Origin of the sequence: Microbacterium ureisolvens, from assembly GCF_015278315.1 — a bacterium.
GTDB classification, from domain to species: domain Bacteria; phylum Actinomycetota; class Actinomycetes; order Actinomycetales; family Microbacteriaceae; genus Microbacterium; species Microbacterium ureisolvens.
Genome location: NZ_JADIJE010000003.1, coordinates 338396 through 356798, shown reverse-complemented (window position 1 = coordinate 356798; position 18403 = coordinate 338396). Strand labels below are relative to the sequence as shown.

Genomic DNA, 18403 nt, shown 5'->3' with positions numbered 1-18403 from the left:
AGGACCCATGGCCCCGCCCCGCGGTTAGCCTGAGGACATGGCTTTTCCTCCGCTCGTCGAGCCGGTCGCCGAGCTGCCCGACGCCGAACGCACCCGCACCGCCCGTCACCGTGTGCTCGCGGGTTTCGGTGAGACGGCGCAGCGCCGCCTCGCCGCCGCCCACGTCGCCGTGGTCGGCGCCGGCGGCCTGGGATCCCCCGTCGTGCTCGCGCTCGCGGCCGCCGGAGTTGGCACGATCACGGTGATCGACGACGACCGGGTCGAGGCATCCAATCTCCAACGCCAGATCATGCACCGCGTGAGCGATGTCGGCGCGGCGAAGGTCGATTCGGCGGTGCGCGTCGCGGCCGACCTGTCGCCGACGACGCGCGTTCGTCCTGTGCAGGCACTCCTCACGCCCGACAACGCGTCCGAGCTGCTGGCCGGTGCGCACGTCGTCATCGACGGCACCGACACCTTCCAGACCCGCGAGGCCGTCGCGGCCGCGTGCGAAGAGCTCGGGCTTCCGCTGGTGTGGGGCGTCGTGCAGGAGTTCCACGCGCAGGTGACCGTGTTCTGGTCGGCCCCGCCGGCGGGCGCGACACCCGTGAGACTGGCCGACCTGTACCCGCCGGATGCCGGACGCGAGGCCCCCTCCTGTGCACAGGTGGGCGTGCTCGGCGCGCTGTGCCTGCAGGTGGGCGCGATCCTCTCCACCGAGGCCGTGAAGCTGATCACGGGGGTTGGCGAGCCGCTCCTCGGGCGCGTGCTGGTGATCGACGCGCTGCGCGGGCGCACCGACGAGGTTCCCCTGCGACCGGCGGATGCGAAGGCGGATGCCGCAGCCGCACGCGCGCCGCATCCTCGCGCAGCGGCATCCCCCGCCGGACACCTGCCGGTGATCCCGCAGCTCTCGCCCGGCGAGACGCTGGCCGCGCAGCGCGCCGGCGCCGTGCTGGTGGACGTACGGGAGCCCTTCGAGACGGAGCGCGGGGTCATCCCCGGCTCCGTGCTGCTGCCCCTCGGAGACGTGCTCGCCGACCCATCGCGTATCGGCGCGCCGACGGTCGTCGTGGTGTGCCAGGTGGGCATGCGCGCGCAGCGCGCGGCCGTTGCCCTGCGCGCCGCCGGGGTCGAGGCATCCGTCCTCGCCGGCGGCATCGAGGCGTGGAACCGCGACATCGCGGCGGTCCAGGCGTGAGCGGGCTGCGCTCCGTCGAAGAGCATCTCTCCGACGTCCTGGCTGTCGCGGCGCCCCTGCCTGGCGAGCGGATCGGCCTCGCCGACGCGCACGGCCACACCCTGCGCGAACCGGTGCGCGCCGCCGTCGACATTCCGGTGTTCGACAATTCCGCCATGGACGGCTTCGCCGTGCGCTTCGCGGACGTGACGGATGCCGCACCCGACGCCCCCGTGGACCTCCGGGTGGTCGCCGACCTCCCCGCCGGAACCGCCGCCGACCCGGCGCTCGCGCCGGGTGAGGCCGCGCGCATCATGACCGGGTCGCCGGTGCCCTCCGCCGCCGACGCCATCGTGCCGTTCGAGGACACGGCCGGCGGGTTGGCCGACTCCCTCGGTGCGATCTCGGTGCTCCGCGCGCCGCGCGCCGCAGGTGCGCACATCCGCCGCGCCGGCGAGGACGCGCGCGCCGGCGACGAGGTCCTTCCGGCCGGTGTGCAGCTCGGCGCCCTGCAGGTGGCGGCGGTGGCGGCCGCCGGCGTGGCGGAGGTCGCGGTGACGCGGCGTCCGCGCGTCGCCGTCGTCTCGACGGGCTCCGAACTGGTCGAACCCGGCGCACCCCTGCGGCGCGGCCAGATCCCGGAATCGAACAGCGTGCTCCTCGCGGCGCTCGCGCATGACGCCGGCGCCGACGTCGTGCGCCGCGCCAGCGTACCGGATGAGCCCGACCAGCTCGACGCCCTGCTCGCCGAGGTGACCGCGGCCGGTTCGAGCCACGCCGCCGACGTCGTCGTCTTCTCCGGGGGCGTGAGCGCCGGTGCGTACGAGGTGGTCAAGACCACGCTGGCGCGCACCATGGTGTTCTCGAAAGTGGCGATGCAGCCCGGAAAGCCGCAGGGGTTCGGCCGCGTGGACACCGGTGCGTTGCTGTTCGGCCTCCCCGGCAACCCGGTCAGCGCCGCCGTCTCGTTCGAGGTCTTCGTGCGCCCCGCGCTGCTGCGACTACAGGGCCGCACGTCCCTGGAGCGCCCCGTCATCGCCGTCCCCGCGGCATCCGCATGGCGCACGCCGCCCGGGCGCCGCCAGTACCTGCCCGTCGTCATCGACCGGTCCGATCCGCGCCAGTGGCGCGCGGTGCCGGCGACGACCGGAGGATCCCACCTGGCAGGCGGCCTCGGCCGCGCCGAGGCGTACGCGGTCGTCCCCGCCGAGGTCGACGCCGTCGCCGCCGGCGACCTCGTCGATGTCATGCTGATCTCATGAGCACCGACCAGCCGACGTTCACGCACCTCGACGCGTCAGGTCACGCGCGCATGGTCGACGTGACCCTCAAGCAGCCGACGGTGCGCTCGGCGACCGCGCGGGGCTTCGTCCGGTGCTCCCCCGAGGTCGTCGCCGCGCTGCGCGACGGCGCCGTTCCCAAGGGCGACGTGCTCGCCGTGGCCCGCATCTCGGGCATTCAGGCCGCCAAGCGCACGCCCGAGCTGCTTCCCCTGGCCCACGTGATCGGCGTGCACGGCGCCACCGTCGACCTCGCGATCGAAGACGGCGGCGTCGCGGTCGAGGCCACGGTGCGCACCGCCGATCGCACCGGAGTGGAGATGGAGGCGCTCACTGCGGTCTCGGTCGCCGCCCTCGCCGTCGTCGACATGGTGAAGGGCCTCGACAAGGGCACCTCGATCGAGAACGTGCGCATCGTCACGAAGACCGGCGGCAAGAACGGCGACTGGCACCGCACCGGCGAGACATGACCGACGCCGCCGGCCCCCTCGGGGCGATCCTCCTCGCAGGAGGGCGCGCCTCACGCGTCGACGGCGCAGCCAAGCCCCTGTTCGAGGTCGGCGGGCGCACGCTGCTGCACGCGGCGGTGACCGCGGTGACGGATGCCGCAGCCCGGCCGATCACGGCGGTCGCGCCGGTTCTCGACGAGACGCTGCCGATCGCCTGGGTGCGTGAGGACCCGCCGTTCTCGGGTCCCGCAGCGGCGATCGTGGCGGCGCTGCGCTCGTGGCAGGAGGCGGACGACCCCGAGTGGACGCTCCTCCTGGCATGCGACCTGCCGGGCGTCGGCGCCGCGGTGCGGCGGCTCGTCGACGACCTTCCGCTCCTGCCCGCCGACACCGACGGGATCTGCCTCGCTGATCGGTCGAGCCGACCGCAATGGCTGATCGGCGCGTACCGCACGCGTGCGCTGCGGGTCGCGGCATCCGCTCTTCCCGATGCCGGACGCGACGCGCCCGTGCGCGCGCTGCTCGACGATCTGGCGATCGTCGTGGTCACCGCGTCCGACGACCTGACCCGCGACGTGGACACGTGGGAAGATCTGGAGGAGGCCCGCCGGCGGGCCGGTCGAGCGCCCGAGGAGTCGCCATGAACGAGCAGTCCCGCACCCTTCCGCCCGAAGCCCTCGACGCATGGGCGGCGGCGTTGCGCGAGCGGTTCGACCTCGCACCGGAAGACCTTCCCGTCGCGCTCATCCTCGACCTCGCACGCGACGTGGCCGTCGGCGTCGCGCGCCCGGCGGCGCCGTTCAGCGCATTCGCCGCCGGCCTCGTCGCCGGTCGCGCGGGCGGATCGCCCGAAGACACGACCGCGGCAGTGGCGGCCATCACCGAGATGGCCGCGACCTGGGAGTACGAGAGCTGATGGCCGTCGTCCGCTACTTCGCCGCCGCCCAGGAGGCGACGGGTCTCGACACCGAACGCCGCTCCGAGCCGACGCTGGGCGCCCTCCGCGAGGCCGTGTCGGAGGCGTACCCCGGGCTCGGCGGCATCCTGCCGCGCTGTGCGGTGCTGGTCGGGGGCTCGCGCGTCGCCGACGACACGCCTCTCGGCAGCGACGACCTCGTCGACGTGCTGCCGCCCTTCGCCGGCGGCTGATCCCGCCCGGCTGACGTCTCCAGTCGTGCCGGCCGGCGCGGTGCGTCCGCGCCGTCGCTCCCCCTTGCGCCACGTCGGGTTCGCCGGTGCCGTCCTCCGCGGCATTCGCTCCGGCACAACAACGGGTCCGTAGGTGCGGATCCCGCGGGCGACACGCCGACGACGGATGCCGCGACCCGGCGTTTCTTCGTCGCCATCCGTAGCAGCGGATCCGAGGTTGCGCGCCAGGCCGCTGAACGCGGCGCGTGAGGGGGTCAGCCGCCGAGGCCGAGCCAGGTGGCGGTGCCGTCGGACTCGACCTGCTTCTTCCACACCGGGAGGTCGGTCTTGATGGTCTCGATGAGTGTGCGGCACACCTCGAACGCTTCGGCGCGGTGGGCGGAGGCCACCGCGATGACGACGGCCAGGTCGCCCACGCCGAGCGTGCCGACCCGGTGCGAGACGGCGACCAGCGCGCCGGTGTCCCCGATCGCGGCCGCCGCGAGACGCGCGAGCGCCTGCTCGGCATCGGGGTGGGCGGAGTACTCGAGGGCGACCACGGCGGTGGCGGCATCCGGATCGTGATCGCGGACGCGGCCCACGAACGTCGTGACGGCGCCCATGTGTGCGTCGTCGACCGCGCGCAGGTGGGCGTCGAGATCAAGCGGTTCGGGACTGATCGCCGCCACCCGCACCGCGTTCGCAGCGACGGCCATCAGTGGTCGCTCCCGCCGAGCTGGTCGAGCACGTGGCGCGCGACCGACAGCACCACGGGCATTCCGGAGGCCACGCCTCCGGGTGAGCCCGGAAGGTTCACGACGAGGGCGCCGTGCGGGTCCACGACGCCGGCCAGCCCCCGCGTCAGAATGCCCGCCGGCTTCTCGGCCGCGCCGCGGCGGCGCAGCTCCTCGGCGATGCCGGGGATCTCACGCGTCACGACGCGTGACGTGCCTTCCGGCGTCTGGTCGCGCGGCGACACGCCCGTGCCGCCGGTCGTGATGATGAGCTTCACCCCGGCGACGATCTCGACGGTCAGAGCGCGCTCGACGCTGTCGGCGCCGTCGGGCACGACGACGGCATCGTCGCAGTCGAAGCCTGCTTCGCGGAGGGCGGCGACCGCGATCGGGCCGCTCTCGTCGGCCCGCGCGCCCGAGGCCGAGCGGTCCGACACGGTGACGACGGCGGCTCGGGTCATGGCTTCAGCCTAGGCCGAAGCGGTCATCCACGGCGCTCGAGGCGCACCACGACCGACTTCGACGTGGGCGTGCCGGAGACATCGGCGACGGACTCCAGCGGCACCAGGACGTTGGTCTCCGGATAATAGGCGGCGGCGTTGCCCCGCGGCGTGGAGTACGCCACGATGCGGAACTCCTCGGCGCGGCGCTCCTCGACGCTGCCGCCCGGGCGGGTCCACTCCGACACCAGGTCGACGATGTCGTTCTCGGCGAACCCGAGCTGCTGGATGTCCTTCGCGTTCACCAGCACCACACGGCGGCCGTCGTGGATGCCGCGGTAGCGGTCGTCCTTGCCGTAGATGGTGGTGTTGTACTGGTCGTGCGAGCGCAGCGTCTGCAGCAGCAGCCGCCCCCGCGGGATACGGGGATACTCCAAGGGGTTCACCGTGAACCGGGCCTTGCCGTCCACCGTGGCGAAGCGGCGGGCGTCGCGCGGGCCGTTCGGCAGGTGGAGCGTGCGCCCCTTGTCGATGCGCTGCTCGTAGTCCTCGAAGCCGGGCACGACCCGCTCGATGTGCGAGCGGATGAGGGCGTAGTCCGCCTCGAGCGCCGCCCAGTCCGCGTGCGGGACGTTGCGCGCTTCGACAAGCTCAGCGACCGTGGGGTGGCGCTCGGCCACCGTGGTGTCGGGCTCGGCGACCATGGGGTGGGGCTCGGCGACCGCGGGGCGGGGATCAGCCGCCGTGGGATGAGACCCAGGCACCGTGGGGTGGCCGGCCGGATCGGTCTGGTCGACCTCCGCCTCCTCGCGCGGCGAGCGCTCGGGGTACCCCCGGTCGTGGCGGGCGGGATCAGCGCCGTTGCCGGTCGTTGAGCGAGCCAAGCGAGACGAAACGTCGTCCGCCTGATCGTCGCGATTCATCTCGCTCGACGCCCCCGGACCGAACACGAGCGCGCTCAGGCGCGCGACGATCGCGACCTCGCTGAGGAGGTCCTCCGCCGGCGGTGCGAGCCGTCCACGGGAGGCGTGCACGGCGCCCATCGAGTCCTCGACCGTCACCCGCTGCTCCGCGCCACCGCGGCGGTCGCGGTCGGTGCGACCGAGTGTCGGCAGGATCAGCGCGCGCCGGCCGGTGACGACGTGCGACCGGTTGAGCTTCGTCGAGACATGCACGGTGAGCCCCACCCGTGCCATGCCCGCTTCGACGACAGCGGTGTCGGGAGTGGCCGAGACGAAGTTGCCGCCCATGCTCATGAAGAACCTGACGCGGCCGTCGCGCATCGCGCGGATCGCGCCGACGGTGTCGAAGCCGTGCTCGCGCGGAGCGGCGAAGCCGAATTCGGCATCCAAGGCGTCGAGGAACGCCGTCGACGGCTTCTCGTAGATGCCGACGGTGCGGTCGCCCTGCACGTTGGAGTGTCCGCGCACGGGGCACAGCCCCGCCCCCGCGCGGCCGATGTTGCCCTGCAGCAGGAGCACGTTCACGATCTCCCGGAGCGTCGGCACCGAGTGCTTGTGCTGCGTCAGGCCCATCGCCCAGCACACGATCGTCGCCTTCGAGCGGCGGACGGCCTCACCCACCCTGCGCAGCGCCTTCTCGGGAATGCCGGTCGCGGCGACGAGCTCGCGCCACGAGGCATCCGTCATAGCCTGCCGGTAAGCGTCGAAACCGCTCGTGTGCTCCGCGATGAAGTCGTGGTCGAGGACTCCCCCGTCGGCCGCCGAGCCTGTCGAGGCTGCCTGCGCCTCGGCCTCGAGCAGGTGCTTGCCGATCGCCTGGAACAGCGCCTGATCGCCGCCGAGCCGGATCTGCACGAAGGCGTCGGCGAGCTTGGTGCCGCCGAAGGCGACGCCGCGGATGGTCTGCGGATTCTCGAACCGCATCAGGCCGGCTTCGGGGAGCGGATTCACCGCGATGATCGTGGCTCCGCGCTGCTTGGCCTTCTCCAGCGCGGAGAGCATGCGGGGATGGTTGGTGCCGGGGTTCTGCCCTGCCACGATGAGCAGGTCGGCGTCGTGGATGTCTTCGATCGAGACGGTGCCCTTGCCGATGCCGATCGTCTCGGTCAGCGCCGAGCCGCTGGATTCGTGGCACATGTTCGAGCAGTCGGGGAGGTTGTTCGTTCCGATACCGCGGACGAGCAGCTGGTACAGGAATGCTGCCTCGTTCGAGGTGCGGCCGGAGGTGTAGAAGACCGCTTCGTCGGGGTCGTCCAGCGCGCGCAGCTCGTCGGCCACCAGCGACAGCGCGTCGTCCCACGAGATGGGACGGTAGTGGGTCGCGCCCTCCTCGAGCACCATCGGGTGCGTGAGCCGCCCCTGCTGGCCGAGCCACCAGTCGTCGTGCGCGCGGAGCTCGTCGAGCGAGTGGGCCGCGAAGAACTCCGGCCCGACGCGGCGCAGCGTCGCCTCCTCAGCCACGGCCTTCGCGCCGTTCTCGCAGAACTCGGCGATGTGGCGCTTGTCCTCCTCGGGCCAGGCGCACCCGGGGCAGTCGAAGCCGTCCTTCTGGTTCACCCGCAGGAGCGTCTGCACGGAGCGCTTGACGCCCATCTGCTCGTTCGCCATCTCGAGCGCGTGCAGCACCGCGGGCACGCCCACCGCGACCTTCTTCGGCCGCGAGACATGCACGCGCGTCTCGTCGATATCCGTCTTCGGAGGCTTCGTCGCCATGCTCCCAGGCTAAGCCTCGCGAAGCCCGCGAGGGCCGAACTCTCACGGCATCCGGTTCGGCTGGGATGGACGGATGCCGCGCCCCGCGGCCGGCAGCCATTCCAGGGGCCAGCCGGGCCTGCGCAGGAGGAATCCGCGCAGAATCTCCCGCGGGACCGCGGTTGACCTGTCGAGCGCAGGTGGCGGGACGGGTCAGCCGCCCCACCAGGCGCGGACGGTGCCGCGGAGGTCGTCGGCGGACACGGCGCCGTGCCCCGACTCGGAAACCGACAGGCGCGAGTCCGCCGAACCCGCGCGGTTGTCCCCCATGACCCAGACGGCGCCGTCGGGAACCGTCACGCGGAACGGGATGTCGCCACCCGGGCGCACCTCACCCGCGTAGGGCTCGTCGAGAGGGGCGCCGTTGACGACGAGGCGTCCGCTGCCCGCCTCGCAGCACACGACGACGTCTCCGGCGATGCCGACGACGCGTTTGACGAGCAACGCGTCCGCCGTGCCCGACCAGCCTTCGCGGTCCACGAGGAGCACGATGTCGCCGCGTGCCGGTGCGCTCCATCTGTCGAACACCACGGTTGCGCCGTTATGGAGCGTGGGGCTCATCGAGTCGTTGCGCACGGTCGCGACGCCGAACGCCGCAGCGATGAGGAGTGCCGCGATGACGGGAGTCGCGATGGAGATCGCCCCGGCGAGCGCGGGCCGACGCCGAGAGGCCACGACCCGCGGTCGGCCCGGGACGGCGACCGGGCGGGGCGACGAGGCGACGGCGGTCACGGCACCTCGGCGAGGAGCGACGTCATGGCGGTGATCTCGCTCTCCTGCTCCACGAGGACGTGCTTGCCGGAGTTGCGGACGAAGGCGTTCGATCCCTCGCGGACGGCGCCCTCCGCCATCTCGAGCGCACCCTCGTGGTGCGCGATCATCAGCTCGAGGAAGAGGCGGTCGGCTGCGTCAGCCTCCGCCGCGTCGAGCGCGGCAAGCTGTTCCGCAGTCGCCATGCCCTTCATCTGCGTGTGCGGGTGATCGCCGCAGCCGATGGGGATGGCGCCGGCGACAGGCTGCGCGGCGCCGTGTGCCTGATGGCCGGCGGCGACGCCGCCTGCGGGGATGGCACCACGCCACGCCGTCTGCCAGGCGCGCATCGTGTCGATCTCGGCGGCCTGGTCGGCCACGATGAACTCGGCGAGCGCTCGGGTGCGCTCGCGGACGCCGGATGCCGCCAGCACCAGCTCGCTGAGAGCGAGCGCCTGCTCATGGTGCGGGATCATGCCCTCGATGTAGCAGTGGTCCAGCGCCGTCGGATAGGCGGCGGCTGCGGCATCCGTCATCGCACCGGCTCCGGCCGCGACCGGCGTCGAGGACGCGGGAGCGGTGATCCCCAGCGTGACCACCGCCGCGCCCGCGAGCCCGGTCGAGACGGCGAGCACGACACCGAGGGCGGCGATGCGACGGGGCATGGGGACTCCTTCGGAACGAGGACGGGGTTCGCCGGGCGGCGCGACCTGCGCGGCCCGGGACCGGGGGTTCGCGGGGCGGCGCGACCTGCACGCCGCCCCGCGAAGGGATCAGGCCTGGGCCTTGACGCCCTGCTGACGGCGCAGGAACCACGAGGTGCCTGCGAGCCCGGCTCCGGCGACAAGGAGCACGAGCCCCGACATCGCCCAGCGGTTCGCGTCGGTGCCCGTCGCCGCGAGTGCGCCGAAGACCGCCGCCGGCGACGCCGAGGCGACGGTGAACGAGCCCTGCGCGACGGCCGAGGACGTCTGACCGGTCAGCACGAGCGTGTGCTCGCCGGCCGGGGTGGCCGCCGGGACGAGGAACTGCACGCTGACGACGCCCTCGCTGTCGGCGACGAACGTGCCGACGTCGACGGGGTCGGAGTGCATGACCGCGCTCACGGTCTCACCCGGCGCGAAGCCGCTCGCTGTGGCGGTCTGGGCGGCGCCCGGCGCGACCTCGGGCTGCCCGAAGGTCACCGGAGCCGCCGCGGGAGCGGCCGAGCCTCCGTTCCCGTTCCCGTTGCCGTTCCCGTTTCCGTTCCCGTTCCCGTTGCCGTTCCCGTTCCCGTTGCCGTTGCCCGGGGTCGTGGGCGTCGCGGTCGGCGTCGGCTCCGCCGTCGGCTCGGTCGTCGGAGTGGCCGTCGGCGTCGGGGTGGGCGACGCGGTCGGCGTCGGGGTGATGTTGGGGTTCGGAACGCCCCGCATGTCGCCGTTGACCCACTTGCGGCCCTCGGGGATGTTGGGGTTCTGCGCGGCGAAGTCGCGCGGGTAGAGGGTGAAGCCCTGCCAGTGGATCGGCATGGGGCTCTGGTCCTCGTCGCGGTTGATGTGGTGGAAGCCCACGTTCACCCATGCCACCGGGTCTTCGAGCGTCTCGCCGTCGGCGATGTAGTCGGTGACCATCTGGCCCGCCTTCGACGGGATCAGGTTGTGGCTCGCGTGGATCTCGTCGGACTTCGCCGACGTGAACGCGATGTCGAAGTCGGTCTCGGGGTTGAGGTTGTACGCCTGGTCGCGCGGCACGATGATCTCGTACGAACGGGCGTGCCCATCCGCGTTGAGGCTCTCGGGGTTCACGACGCGGTACGCCTCGCGGTTGGCCCCCATCGTCTTGGTCTCGTTGGTGATCTGCGTGAGCTGCGTCTCGAGGATCGCCGTGTGACCGGTGTCGCCGGTGGTGCCGTACTCGCCGGTGGGCGTGGTGGCGAACTTCTCGACGACCTGGTTGGCACCCGAGTCGATGCCGAAGTCCACGCGCCAGAACGCCGAGTGGTAGTGGTTGACCGCGAAGTCCTCCTGGCCCGGCGCGATCGGCCAGCCCTGGTTGACCACGTTCACGTAGTCGTTGGGCGACAGGTCGCCGGTCGCGCCGAGGCGCACCGAGATCTCGCCGTCGTCGTGGAAGCGGTACTCGGTCTGGTACTCGTACCAGCCGATGCGCGACACCGCGTGCAGCACGAGGTCGGTGCCCTGCGCCGCGTACAGCGCGTCGCGCGCGATGTTCGAGCGGTACGCGAGGCCGGAGTCCTCTTCGCCGATGCACAGCGCCGGGATCTCGCCGCGGGTGGCGTCGACCCACGCACTGAACACCTCGCCGACCGGGCAGTCGACGGCCTCGATGGCCTGCAGGCGGCGGCCGCCGACCTGGTAGGTGGTCACGTCGTTGTACTCGGTGGCGCCGGTGTCGTACGGCACGTTGAGCTGTGCGAGCGCGATCGAGTCGAGCACGAGCGTCGGGGCGGCGTCGTCGCGGGGCTGGTACGCGACCTTGTCGAGCACGAGGCCGCGGTAGGTGTCGAGGCGCCAGCACATCTGCCAGCTCGAGCCGGCCTCGAGGGTCTTCGAGACGAGGGATTCGCCGGAACAGGATGCCTCGGTGACGGTCTGCGCGGATGCCGCGACGGGTGCCGACAGCACCAGACCGCCCGCGAGGAGAGCCATCGCGGTGCCTGCTCCGAGGAGCCGGCGGAGGGAGGTTCGTTTCATCGGGGGTGTCTCCAGGGTCATGAGATGGTCAGGACGGCACGGGTCGACAGGTTGACGACGTACGTGCTGGTGGTGAGGAAGGCGCCGCCGTCGACCTGGGCGAGCACCTGCACGCAGCGGTCGATGCCGCACGACTCGGCGCCGAAGGAGCCGGCGTCGGTGACGAACGAGTGGGCGGTGAGGAGCACCTCGGCGGATGCCGGGGTGAGGGCCGAGCCGCCGGTGAGCGCGGCGAACTCGTCGACGACCGGCTGGGCGGCGTCGGAGTCGAGCAGCAGCTCCCACGCCAGCGCCGTCTCGGCGTCGGTCGGCGCCGGCTGCGTGCCGGACGCGCGCTCCACCGACTCGACCGCGCCGGAGGTGACGTTGACGATCATGCTGACCGTCTCGTTCGTGGCGTAGTCGTAGTACAGCGAGAGCAGACGCCGGTGCCCGTCGGAGTAGGCCTGCGGGTCGGCGACGTCGGTGGAGAGGAACTGGAGTCCCGCCTCGCCGAACACGTCCGTGCCGGAGGCGAACGCGTCGTCCTGGGCGCCCAGGAAGCGGACGTACTCGACCTCGGCGCCGGAGAGTCCGTCGTAGGCGGCGGCGACGGTGGCGGGCATGGCCACCTCTTCCGCCTTCTCGGGTGCGTCCTCGTCGGTGCTGTCGGCCGCGATGGGGGTCGAGGCGGGCGTCTCCGGCGACGACGTCGCCTGCACAGCGGTCTGGGTGGCGAAGACGAGCGCCACGGCGGCTGCGGCGGCGGCGACCGCCGAGCCGATACCGAGGGTGCGCGGTGTCAGGAGGCGGTTCCGGAGGGAGGGCCGCTGCCGCGAGGGCGGCGGCGAGTCCCCCTCGGGAGAGTGCTGTTGTTCGGTCACAGGAGTCCTTTCGACGGCGAAGACGCGGCTCGCACCCGCGTCGGGGCCGATTCTTCGCCGCCGCCGTTTCCCGGTCGTATGACGCCGCGAACGCCGAGCGAAAACCTTCTGAGACGACGCCGCCGCGGTACGGCACACACGTCTCACCGGTTGTCACAGCCGCGAAACACAGCCAGCGCTTTCCGGCAACGCGCGGCGGATAGCGTCGCCTTCAGCCGCCGCGCGCGGGCGCGGCGCACCCGGGAGGCCGCGTGAGCAGTGCACTCGCGGACGCGATCGAGATGGCGCGCCCGAGGAACGACCTGGGCTCCGCCTCGCCGTTCTCCGGCCTGCGTCGCCGCCACGCGCACACCGTCGATGTCGTCGCGCAGTCGGTCGCCGCGACGGCGCCCGCGGGCGTCCTGCTCGTCCACCCCGCCGCGGCCTACGCGCGCAGCGGCTCGTTCGCCTTCCTCGACATCGCGATCACGATCACCCTCGTCGTGGGCGTCGGGCTCGTCATCGGGATGTTCGCCCGGCGGATCGCCAGCACCGGTTCGCTGTACACGTTCGCGGTGCGCGGCCTGGGCTCGCACGTGGGCCTCATCGCGGGGGCGGCGCTCGGCATCGGGTACATCGCCGTCGCGATCAACACGCTGACCGCGGGATCGCTCCGGCTGGCGAGCCTCATCGGAGGCGACACGCCTTCCCCATGGCTCACGATCGCCCTCATCACGGGGTTCGGCGCCGTCATCGCGTTCGTGGTCGCCCGCGGACTGCGGATGTCGACGCGCATGCTCCTCGTCCTCGAGTCGGTCGCCGTCGTGACGGTCCTCGGCCTCTCCATCGCCGCACTCAGCCTCACCCGGTGGGACGTCGGGCTGCTGGTGCCGCGCGCCGCCGACTTCTCGCTCGAGGCCGTGATCACCGGTGTCGCGTTCGCGCTGATCGGGTTCGTCGGGTTCGAGAGCGGAGCCGCCCTGGGGCCCGAGACCCGTCGCCCCTTCGCCGCGGTCCCCCGCGCGGTGATGGTCAGCGTCGGCGCGACCGGCCTGGTGATGCTCGTCGGCACCGCGGCGCAGCTGTCCATCGTCGCCGAGCGACCGGGGGCGGCATCGCTCTCGGCGGTCACCGGGCTCTCGCGGCTCATCGACCTCATCGTCGCGATCTCGTTCCTGGCGTGCGCGCTGGCCATGACGAACGCTGCGACCCGGCTGGCGTTCGCGATGAGCCGCGAGGGACTCCTCCCCCGCTCCTTCGGTGTCGTGTCGCGCCGTGGCGTTCCGGCCATCGGCGGGATCCTGCTCACCGCGGCGATCACCGCGGTGCCGGTGACGGTGCTCGCATGGGGCGGAAGCCGCCAGGACATCCGGATCGTCACGGCGCCCGCCTCGATCCTCGGCTTCGTGCTCGCCTACGCGCTGGTGTGCGCAGCCGCCCCCTTCTTCCTCGCGCGCATCGGCGAGCTGACGGTCCGCGCGGTGGTGCTCAGCGCCCTGCCGTTGGGCGGACTCCTGTGCGTGCTGGGGTTCTATCTCGCGGCGACCATCCGCGACAACCTCGCCGGCCTCGTATGGGCGGTGGGCATCCTCGGCGCCGTCGTGGTCGCTGGATCGCTGCGCGTGGCGCGGCATCCTCGGGTGGCGGCGAGGATCGGCGTCCACGACTGGCCGACCGACGCCGACTGCATCGACGGGCCGGAGCGGACATGAGCGGCGCGGGTCTCGCCGGCGACACGCGACTGCCCGAGAAGGGCCTCGGCCTGGCGCTCGAGATCCTCGAGCAGGTCGCCCGCGACGACCGCGGGGCCTCCGCCGCCGACATCGCCCGTGCCGTGGGCGCGCCCCGCGCGACCGTCTATCGCGTGGTCAACTCGCTCGTGCGCGACGAGTACCTCGTGCGCCGCCCCGACTTCTCCGGTTTCCTGCTCGGCACGCGCGTGCTGGAGCTCGCGGCGATCGTGGGAGCTCGCAAGCGTCCCGAGCACGCTCCGCTCCTGGAGCGTCTGCGCGAGGAGACCGGTGAGGCCGTGCACCTGTTCGCGTTCCACAGGTCGGGGCTGCTCGTGCTCGATGAGGACGACCGTCGCCCGCTCTCGGACCGCGAAGCGCTGCTCGCCGATCCGGCCCGGTCCGCCATCGGCCATCTGTGGCTCGTCGCGCATCCCGACCGGCGGCTCCCGCAGGCGCCGTGCTGGCGCACCGATGCACCGGCCGACGACGTGCGGGCGATCCACGAGGCGTACGCGGTGCGCGGCTACACCGAGCAGGTCGCGCTCCTCAGCGCCGACCGCGGTTGCATCGCGGTGCCGATCCACGACGACGACGCGCGGCCAGTGGGCGCGGTCACGCTGTCGACCTCGATCGCCCGGCTCTCGGTCGCCGCGCGGCACGTCGGTGCCCTTCGCGATGCCGCGCGCGCCCTCGCCCCGTTGGCCTCGCTCAGCGGCTGGTGACGGATGCCGCGGCACGGCGTGCGTGCTGTCGCGCGCGCTCAGGGCAGCGCGTCGAGGATGCCCTGGAGCGTGTCCTGATCGGCCCTCGCCTGCTCGAGCACTCGCGAGGCGGACTCGGCCACCGCCGGGTGCGGATCGCCCTCGAGGATCAGCGCCACCAGGGCCTCCATCCCCAGGTTCTGCGCCTGAAGGATCTCGGCGAACCGCCGTTCCGCGTCGGGGTGCTGTGCGTCGACGAGTCCCTGCAGCGTGCTCCACGCCGGCATCCCGGGCATCTGCGCGTGATCGGCGCCGTGTCCGGCGCACGGGCCGTCGGCCGGCGGTTCGAGGGGACGCGCATCGGCCCACGAGACGTACCACTCGCGGAGGTCGGCGAGTTCGTCCTCGTCGCGCTCGGCGATGCCCTGCGCGAACCCGCTCGCACCGGCGTCGAGGCCCTCCTTGCGCAGCAGGGTCTGCGCGAGCTCCTGCTCCTCGACGCGGTAGTAGATCATCGCCTCGACGTAGCAGTAGTCGTCGGCGGTGACCGGAACCGCGACCGACGCGGACGCCGACGGCGTCACCGAACCGGAGCGTGCGGCATCCGTCCCCGCCGTCGAGGCGACCGCCAGCGCGATGCCGGCCGCTGCCGTCGCCAGGGCGAGCGTCAGCGCGACGATGACGACTGCTCTGCGGCGCACGCGAGACCTTCCGGGTGAGGACGGATCCTTCCCGCCCGCGCCGAGCGGTGCGGCATGGCGCCTCGGGGGCGGCGCCGGGGGGCTCGGGGTGCCTCAGCGCCTGCCGGTGCCGAAGATCCCGCGGATCACACCACCCAGTATTGTCTGGGTCGACTTGGAGTTCAGAATCTGCTCGATGGGAGACTTCCCAGGCGAACGCGACGTGCGGGTCGTGCCCGCCGTCTTCTTCAGGAGCCGCTCGTACTCCTGCTGAGCCTTCTTCTCCGCCGCGGCGCTGGCTTTGTCGGCCGCCGCCTGCTGCTTGTCGATCGCGGCCTTCTGCCGGGAGTACTCCGCATCGGCCTTCGCCTTGGCGAGCTCCGCCTGCTCGGCCGCGGCGGCATCGTCGGCGGCCCTCATCTTCGCGGTGAGGATCTCGCGCGCCGACTCGCGGTCGATCGACGTGCCGTACTTCGCCAGCAGCGGCGACGCCTTCACCGCGGCTTCGATCGCCGGATCGGGGGTCGGCGACATCAGTCCCTGCGGGGCTCGCAGCCGGGTCCACGCGACGGGCGTGGGTGCGCCCTTCTCGCTCATCACGGTGACGATCGCCTCACCCGTGCCGAGCTCCTGCAGCACGCGCTCGAGGTCGTAGCCCGACTTGGGGTACGTGCCGACGGTCGCCCGCAGCGCCTTGGCGTCGTCGGGCGTGAACGCGCGCAGCGCGTGCTGCACGCGGGAACCCAGCTGCGCCAGGACGTCGGAGGGGACGTCCTTCGGGGTCTGCGTCACGAAGAACACGCCGACGCCCTTGGAACGGATGAGCCGCACCGTCTGCACGATCGCCGACAGGAAATCCTTCGAGGCGTCCTTGAACAGCAGGTGCGCCTCGTCGAAGAAGAACACCAGCTTCGGCTTGTCGGCGTCCCCCACCTCGGGGAGGATCTCGAACAGCTCGGCCAGCAGGTACATCAGGAAGGTCGAGAACAGCTCGGGCTTGTCGATGACCCCCGGCACCTCGAGCAGGCTGATGATTCCGCGACCGTCGGGCGCCGTGCGGATGAAGTCGGCCACGTCGAACTCGGGCTCGCCGAAGAAGACGTCGGCTCCGGCATCCGCGAAAGTGATCAGCTCGCGCAGGATCACGCCCGCCGTCGCCGCCGACAGGCCCCCGAGCTCCTTGAGCTCGGCCTTGCCCTCGTCGCTCGTGAGGTGCGTGAGCACGGCGCGCAGGTCAGACAGGTCGACGAGCGCGAGCCCGTTGGCATCGGCGTAGTGGAACACCAGCCCGAGGCTCGACTCCTGCGTCGCGTTCAGGCCCAGCACCTTGCTCAGCAGCAGCGGGCCGAAGCCCGACACCGTCGCCCGCACGGGCACGCCCTTGCCGACGCCGCCCAGGGCGAAGTACTCGGTGACCGATGCCTCAGGCTTCCAGTCCTGGCCGATCGCCCGTGTGCGCGCCAGCAGCTTCTCGCTCGGCTCCCCCGGTGTCGCGACGCCCGAGAGGTCGCCTTTGATGTCGGCGGCGAACACGGGCACACCCTTGGCCGCCAGCTGCTCGGCGAGGCCCTGAAGCGTGCGCGTCTTGCCGGTGCCGGTCGCGCCGGCGACGAGACCGTGGCGGTTCATCATGCCGAGCGGAATGCGGATCTGCGCCGACGGAACCGGATCGCCGTTGAGGAGGGCGCCGAGATCGAGCGTCGAGGTGGACGCCTCGAACGTGTACCCCAGGGTGATCTTCTGGATGTCTTCAGGCGTGAGCGGGCCGGGCTCGATCGGCGGAGATGGCTGCGTCGCGGAGGAGGTCGGTTCGGCAGTCGCGGGTTGCGCCGCGGAGGAGGTCGGTTCGGCAGTCGCGGGTTGCGCCGCGGAGGAGGTCGGTTCGGCAGTCGCGGGTTGCGTCGCGGAGGAGGTCGGTTCGGGCGATTGTTCCCGCGTCCGCTCGGCCTCAGTGGGCGCTCCCGCGGGCCCCTGGGTCGTCTCACCGGGGATCGCAGCCGTCCTCGATTGAGCATCTGCGCCGGGTTGAGGAGCGATGTCGCCCGACGGCTCCTCGATTCGGCCCCGGTCCTCAGATGAGGACGGAGCGGGCGGCCTTGTCGGGGCGGGGGCGCCGGAGGCTTTGGCCTTGGCGGCGGCGGCCTCGGCTGCCGCGAGCGCCGCGCGCGCCTGGGCGGCCTTGAGCTGGGCCTCGGCGGCGTCGGCTTCGGCGCGCAGCCGTGCCAGTTCCGCTTCGGCGGCGGCGACCGCCGGATCGGTCGCGGTGGAGTCGGGCGCAGACGGATCGGGCGCAGCGGCGGTCATGCGCTCAGCCTAGTCAGCGGCTTTTCGCGACGGCAGCCGCCCGCTCCCGCGTCAGCGGCACCGCGAACGCGGCCGCGACCAGCAGCGCGGCGCCCGCACCCAGCAGCGCGCCGCCGACGGTGTCGCTCAGCCAGTGGGCGTGCAGGTAGGTGCGGCTGAACGCCATGAGCAGCACCCAGACCGCTCCCACGACCGCGACCCACACGCGCGGGAAGATCACGAAGGCGGCCACCGCGATCGTCGCCGCATTCGCGACGTGCCCCGACGGATACGAGCCGAAGTCGGCCACGATCAGGATGTCTTCGGGGCGCACGCGGCCGAACAGGTGCTTGAGCAGCTGCACGCCCGCGGCGGAGACGGCTTCGGCGGCGAGGAAGTACGCCGCGGCCCACGGCCTTCGCGCCACGACGAGCGCGATCGCGCCGCCGATCGGCACCGCCAGCACGCCGAACCATCCGCCGCCGACCCAGTCCATGAAGTGGCAGAACCCGGTGATGACGGGGTGGAAGATGTTCGCGACCAGGGCGTTCCACCCGAGGTCGATGGCGAACGGCTCCTCGCCGCGGGCGAAGATCCACCAGCCGAGCAGGCACGACAGCAGCACGAGGCCGCCGCCGACGGCCAGATACGCCACGACGGACGTCGCCACCCGCCGCTCTGCCGAGGTCGTCATCGCCCCATTGTGCCTGCCATCCCCCGGATCCGGAGGCCACTTGCCGGAGTCGGCCACAATGTGGCATCAGGAGTCGCTGCAGAATCGACGGGACCTCACGACAGCATCGGGTGAGGGCCGTCA

18 protein-coding genes are annotated in these 18403 nt (G+C 72.4%); 8 read left to right on the top strand and 10 right to left on the bottom strand.

Features of this window, described 5'->3' with window-relative positions:
- The first annotated feature begins 37 nt into the window (after window positions 1–37).
- The 6 genes from IM767_RS06620 to IM767_RS06595 are packed head-to-tail and all read left to right on the top strand — an operon-like array spanning window position 38 to window position 4037.
- Entirely contained in the window at window positions 38–1180 is a 1143-nt protein-coding gene (locus IM767_RS06620) for a ThiF family adenylyltransferase (protein ID WP_109211464.1), read from the top strand.
- Entirely contained in the window at window positions 1177–2421 is a 1245-nt protein-coding gene (locus IM767_RS06615; protein ID WP_109211465.1) for a molybdopterin molybdotransferase MoeA, read from the top strand. The genes IM767_RS06620 and IM767_RS06615 overlap by 4 nt, the downstream gene beginning before the upstream one ends.
- The gene (gene moaC, locus IM767_RS06610) at window positions 2418–2909 is read left to right on the top strand and encodes a cyclic pyranopterin monophosphate synthase MoaC (protein ID WP_109211466.1); all 492 of its coding nucleotides are present in this window, start codon (window positions 2418–2420) and stop codon (window positions 2907–2909) included. The genes IM767_RS06615 and moaC overlap by 4 nt, the downstream gene beginning before the upstream one ends.
- Window positions 2906–3532 carry a molybdenum cofactor guanylyltransferase gene (gene mobA / locus IM767_RS06605; protein ID WP_109211467.1) on the top strand — a complete coding sequence of 209 codons (627 nt, stop codon included), beginning with the start codon at window positions 2906–2908 and terminating at the stop codon, window positions 3530–3532. The genes moaC and mobA overlap by 4 nt, the downstream gene beginning before the upstream one ends.
- Complete coding sequence (locus IM767_RS06600) at window positions 3529–3804, top strand: DUF6457 domain-containing protein (protein WP_109211468.1); 276 nt, start codon at window positions 3529–3531, stop codon at window positions 3802–3804. Before mobA ends, IM767_RS06600 begins: the two co-directional genes overlap by 4 nt.
- The gene (locus IM767_RS06595; protein ID WP_109211469.1) at window positions 3804–4037 is read left to right on the top strand and encodes a MoaD/ThiS family protein; all 234 of its coding nucleotides are present in this window, start codon (window positions 3804–3806) and stop codon (window positions 4035–4037) included. Before IM767_RS06600 ends, IM767_RS06595 begins: the two co-directional genes overlap by 1 nt.
- 254 nt (window positions 4038–4291) lie before the next feature.
- Here IM767_RS06595 and IM767_RS06590 read toward each other — a convergent pair whose 3' ends face one another.
- The 7 genes from IM767_RS06590 to IM767_RS06555 all read right to left on the bottom strand — a co-directional run bounded on the left by IM767_RS06590 (window position 4292) and on the right by IM767_RS06555 (window position 12210).
- Window positions 4292–4732 carry a molybdenum cofactor biosynthesis protein MoaE gene (locus tag IM767_RS06590; protein WP_109211470.1) on the bottom strand — a complete coding sequence of 147 codons (441 nt, stop codon included), beginning with the start codon at window positions 4730–4732 and terminating at the stop codon, window positions 4292–4294.
- A complete protein-coding gene (locus IM767_RS06585) occupies window positions 4732–5211 on the bottom strand; it encodes a MogA/MoaB family molybdenum cofactor biosynthesis protein (protein WP_109211471.1) in 480 nt (159 codons plus the stop codon). The genes IM767_RS06590 and IM767_RS06585 overlap by 1 nt, the downstream gene beginning before the upstream one ends.
- Window positions 5212–5234: 23 nt before the next feature.
- The gene (locus IM767_RS06575; protein WP_239453429.1) at window positions 5235–7865 is read right to left on the bottom strand and encodes an FdhF/YdeP family oxidoreductase; all 2631 of its coding nucleotides are present in this window, start codon (window positions 7863–7865) and stop codon (window positions 5235–5237) included.
- Window positions 7866–8057: 192 nt separating this feature from the next.
- The gene (gene lepB / locus IM767_RS06570; RefSeq protein ID WP_162564358.1) at window positions 8058–8636 is read right to left on the bottom strand and encodes a signal peptidase I; all 579 of its coding nucleotides are present in this window, start codon (window positions 8634–8636) and stop codon (window positions 8058–8060) included.
- Complete coding sequence (locus IM767_RS06565; protein WP_109211473.1) at window positions 8633–9319, bottom strand: DUF305 domain-containing protein; 687 nt, start codon at window positions 9317–9319, stop codon at window positions 8633–8635. Before IM767_RS06565 ends, lepB begins: the two co-directional genes overlap by 4 nt.
- Before the next feature lie 108 nt (window positions 9320–9427).
- A complete protein-coding gene (locus tag IM767_RS06560; RefSeq protein WP_162564359.1) occupies window positions 9428–11347 on the bottom strand; it encodes a copper amine oxidase in 1920 nt (639 codons plus the stop codon).
- 17 nt (window positions 11348–11364) lie between these two features.
- Entirely contained in the window at window positions 11365–12210 is an 846-nt protein-coding gene (locus IM767_RS06555; RefSeq protein ID WP_109211475.1) for a hypothetical protein, read from the bottom strand.
- A gap of 251 nt (window positions 12211–12461) precedes the next feature.
- On the opposite strand from IM767_RS06555, the gene IM767_RS06550 reads away from it, so the two are divergent.
- Window positions 12462–13901, top strand: coding sequence for an APC family permease (locus tag IM767_RS06550; protein WP_109211476.1), 1440 nt, complete (start codon window positions 12462–12464; stop codon window positions 13899–13901).
- Window positions 13898–14644, top strand: coding sequence for an IclR family transcriptional regulator (locus tag IM767_RS06545; RefSeq protein WP_162564360.1), 747 nt, complete (start codon window positions 13898–13900; stop codon window positions 14642–14644). The genes IM767_RS06550 and IM767_RS06545 overlap by 4 nt, the downstream gene beginning before the upstream one ends.
- A gap of 38 nt (window positions 14645–14682) precedes the next feature.
- Here the strand turns inward: IM767_RS06545 and IM767_RS06540 are convergent, their stop codons facing one another.
- From IM767_RS06540 to IM767_RS06530, 3 genes are all read right to left on the bottom strand, one after another.
- Window positions 14683–15324, bottom strand: a complete 642-nt coding sequence (locus tag IM767_RS06540; RefSeq protein WP_109211478.1) for a DUF305 domain-containing protein — start codon at window positions 15322–15324, stop codon at window positions 14683–14685.
- A gap of 93 nt (window positions 15325–15417) precedes the next feature.
- A complete protein-coding gene (locus tag IM767_RS06535; protein ID WP_339327387.1) occupies window positions 15418–17607 on the bottom strand; it encodes a helicase HerA-like domain-containing protein in 2190 nt (729 codons plus the stop codon).
- A 13-nt stretch (window positions 17608–17620) separates the two neighbouring features.
- Complete coding sequence (locus IM767_RS06530; protein WP_109211479.1) at window positions 17621–18280, bottom strand: phosphatase PAP2 family protein; 660 nt, start codon at window positions 18278–18280, stop codon at window positions 17621–17623.
- Window positions 18281–18403 lie beyond the last annotated feature (123 nt).

Excerpts from the sequence above, each read along its gene's own strand:
- IM767_RS06620 (WP_109211464.1), top strand. The coding sequence starts at position 38 with ATGGCTTTTCCTCCGCTCGTCGAGCCGGTCGCCGAGCTGCCCGACGCC.
- moaC (WP_109211466.1), top strand. The coding sequence starts at position 2,418 with ATGAGCACCGACCAGCCGACGTTCACGCACCTCGACGCGTCAGGTCAC.
- mobA (WP_109211467.1), top strand. The coding sequence starts at position 2,906 with ATGACCGACGCCGCCGGCCCCCTCGGGGCGATCCTCCTCGCAGGAGGG.
- IM767_RS06600 (WP_109211468.1), top strand. The coding sequence starts at position 3,529 with ATGAACGAGCAGTCCCGCACCCTTCCGCCCGAAGCCCTCGACGCATGG.
- IM767_RS06595 (WP_109211469.1), top strand. The coding sequence starts at position 3,804 with ATGGCCGTCGTCCGCTACTTCGCCGCCGCCCAGGAGGCGACGGGTCTC.
- IM767_RS06590 (WP_109211470.1), bottom strand. The coding sequence starts at position 4,732 with ATGGCCGTCGCTGCGAACGCGGTGCGGGTGGCGGCGATCAGTCCCGAA.
- IM767_RS06585 (WP_109211471.1), bottom strand. The coding sequence starts at position 5,211 with ATGACCCGAGCCGCCGTCGTCACCGTGTCGGACCGCTCGGCCTCGGGC.
- IM767_RS06575 (WP_239453429.1), bottom strand. The coding sequence starts at position 7,865 with ATGGCGACGAAGCCTCCGAAGACGGATATCGACGAGACGCGCGTGCAT.
- IM767_RS06565 (WP_109211473.1), bottom strand. The coding sequence starts at position 9,319 with ATGCCCCGTCGCATCGCCGCCCTCGGTGTCGTGCTCGCCGTCTCGACC.
- IM767_RS06560 (WP_162564359.1), bottom strand. The coding sequence starts at position 11,347 with ATGAAACGAACCTCCCTCCGCCGGCTCCTCGGAGCAGGCACCGCGATG.
- IM767_RS06545 (WP_162564360.1), top strand. The coding sequence starts at position 13,898 with ATGAGCGGCGCGGGTCTCGCCGGCGACACGCGACTGCCCGAGAAGGGC.
- IM767_RS06535 (WP_339327387.1), bottom strand. The coding sequence starts at position 17,607 with ATGACCGCCGCTGCGCCCGATCCGTCTGCGCCCGACTCCACCGCGACC.
- IM767_RS06530 (WP_109211479.1), bottom strand. The coding sequence starts at position 18,280 with ATGACGACCTCGGCAGAGCGGCGGGTGGCGACGTCCGTCGTGGCGTAT.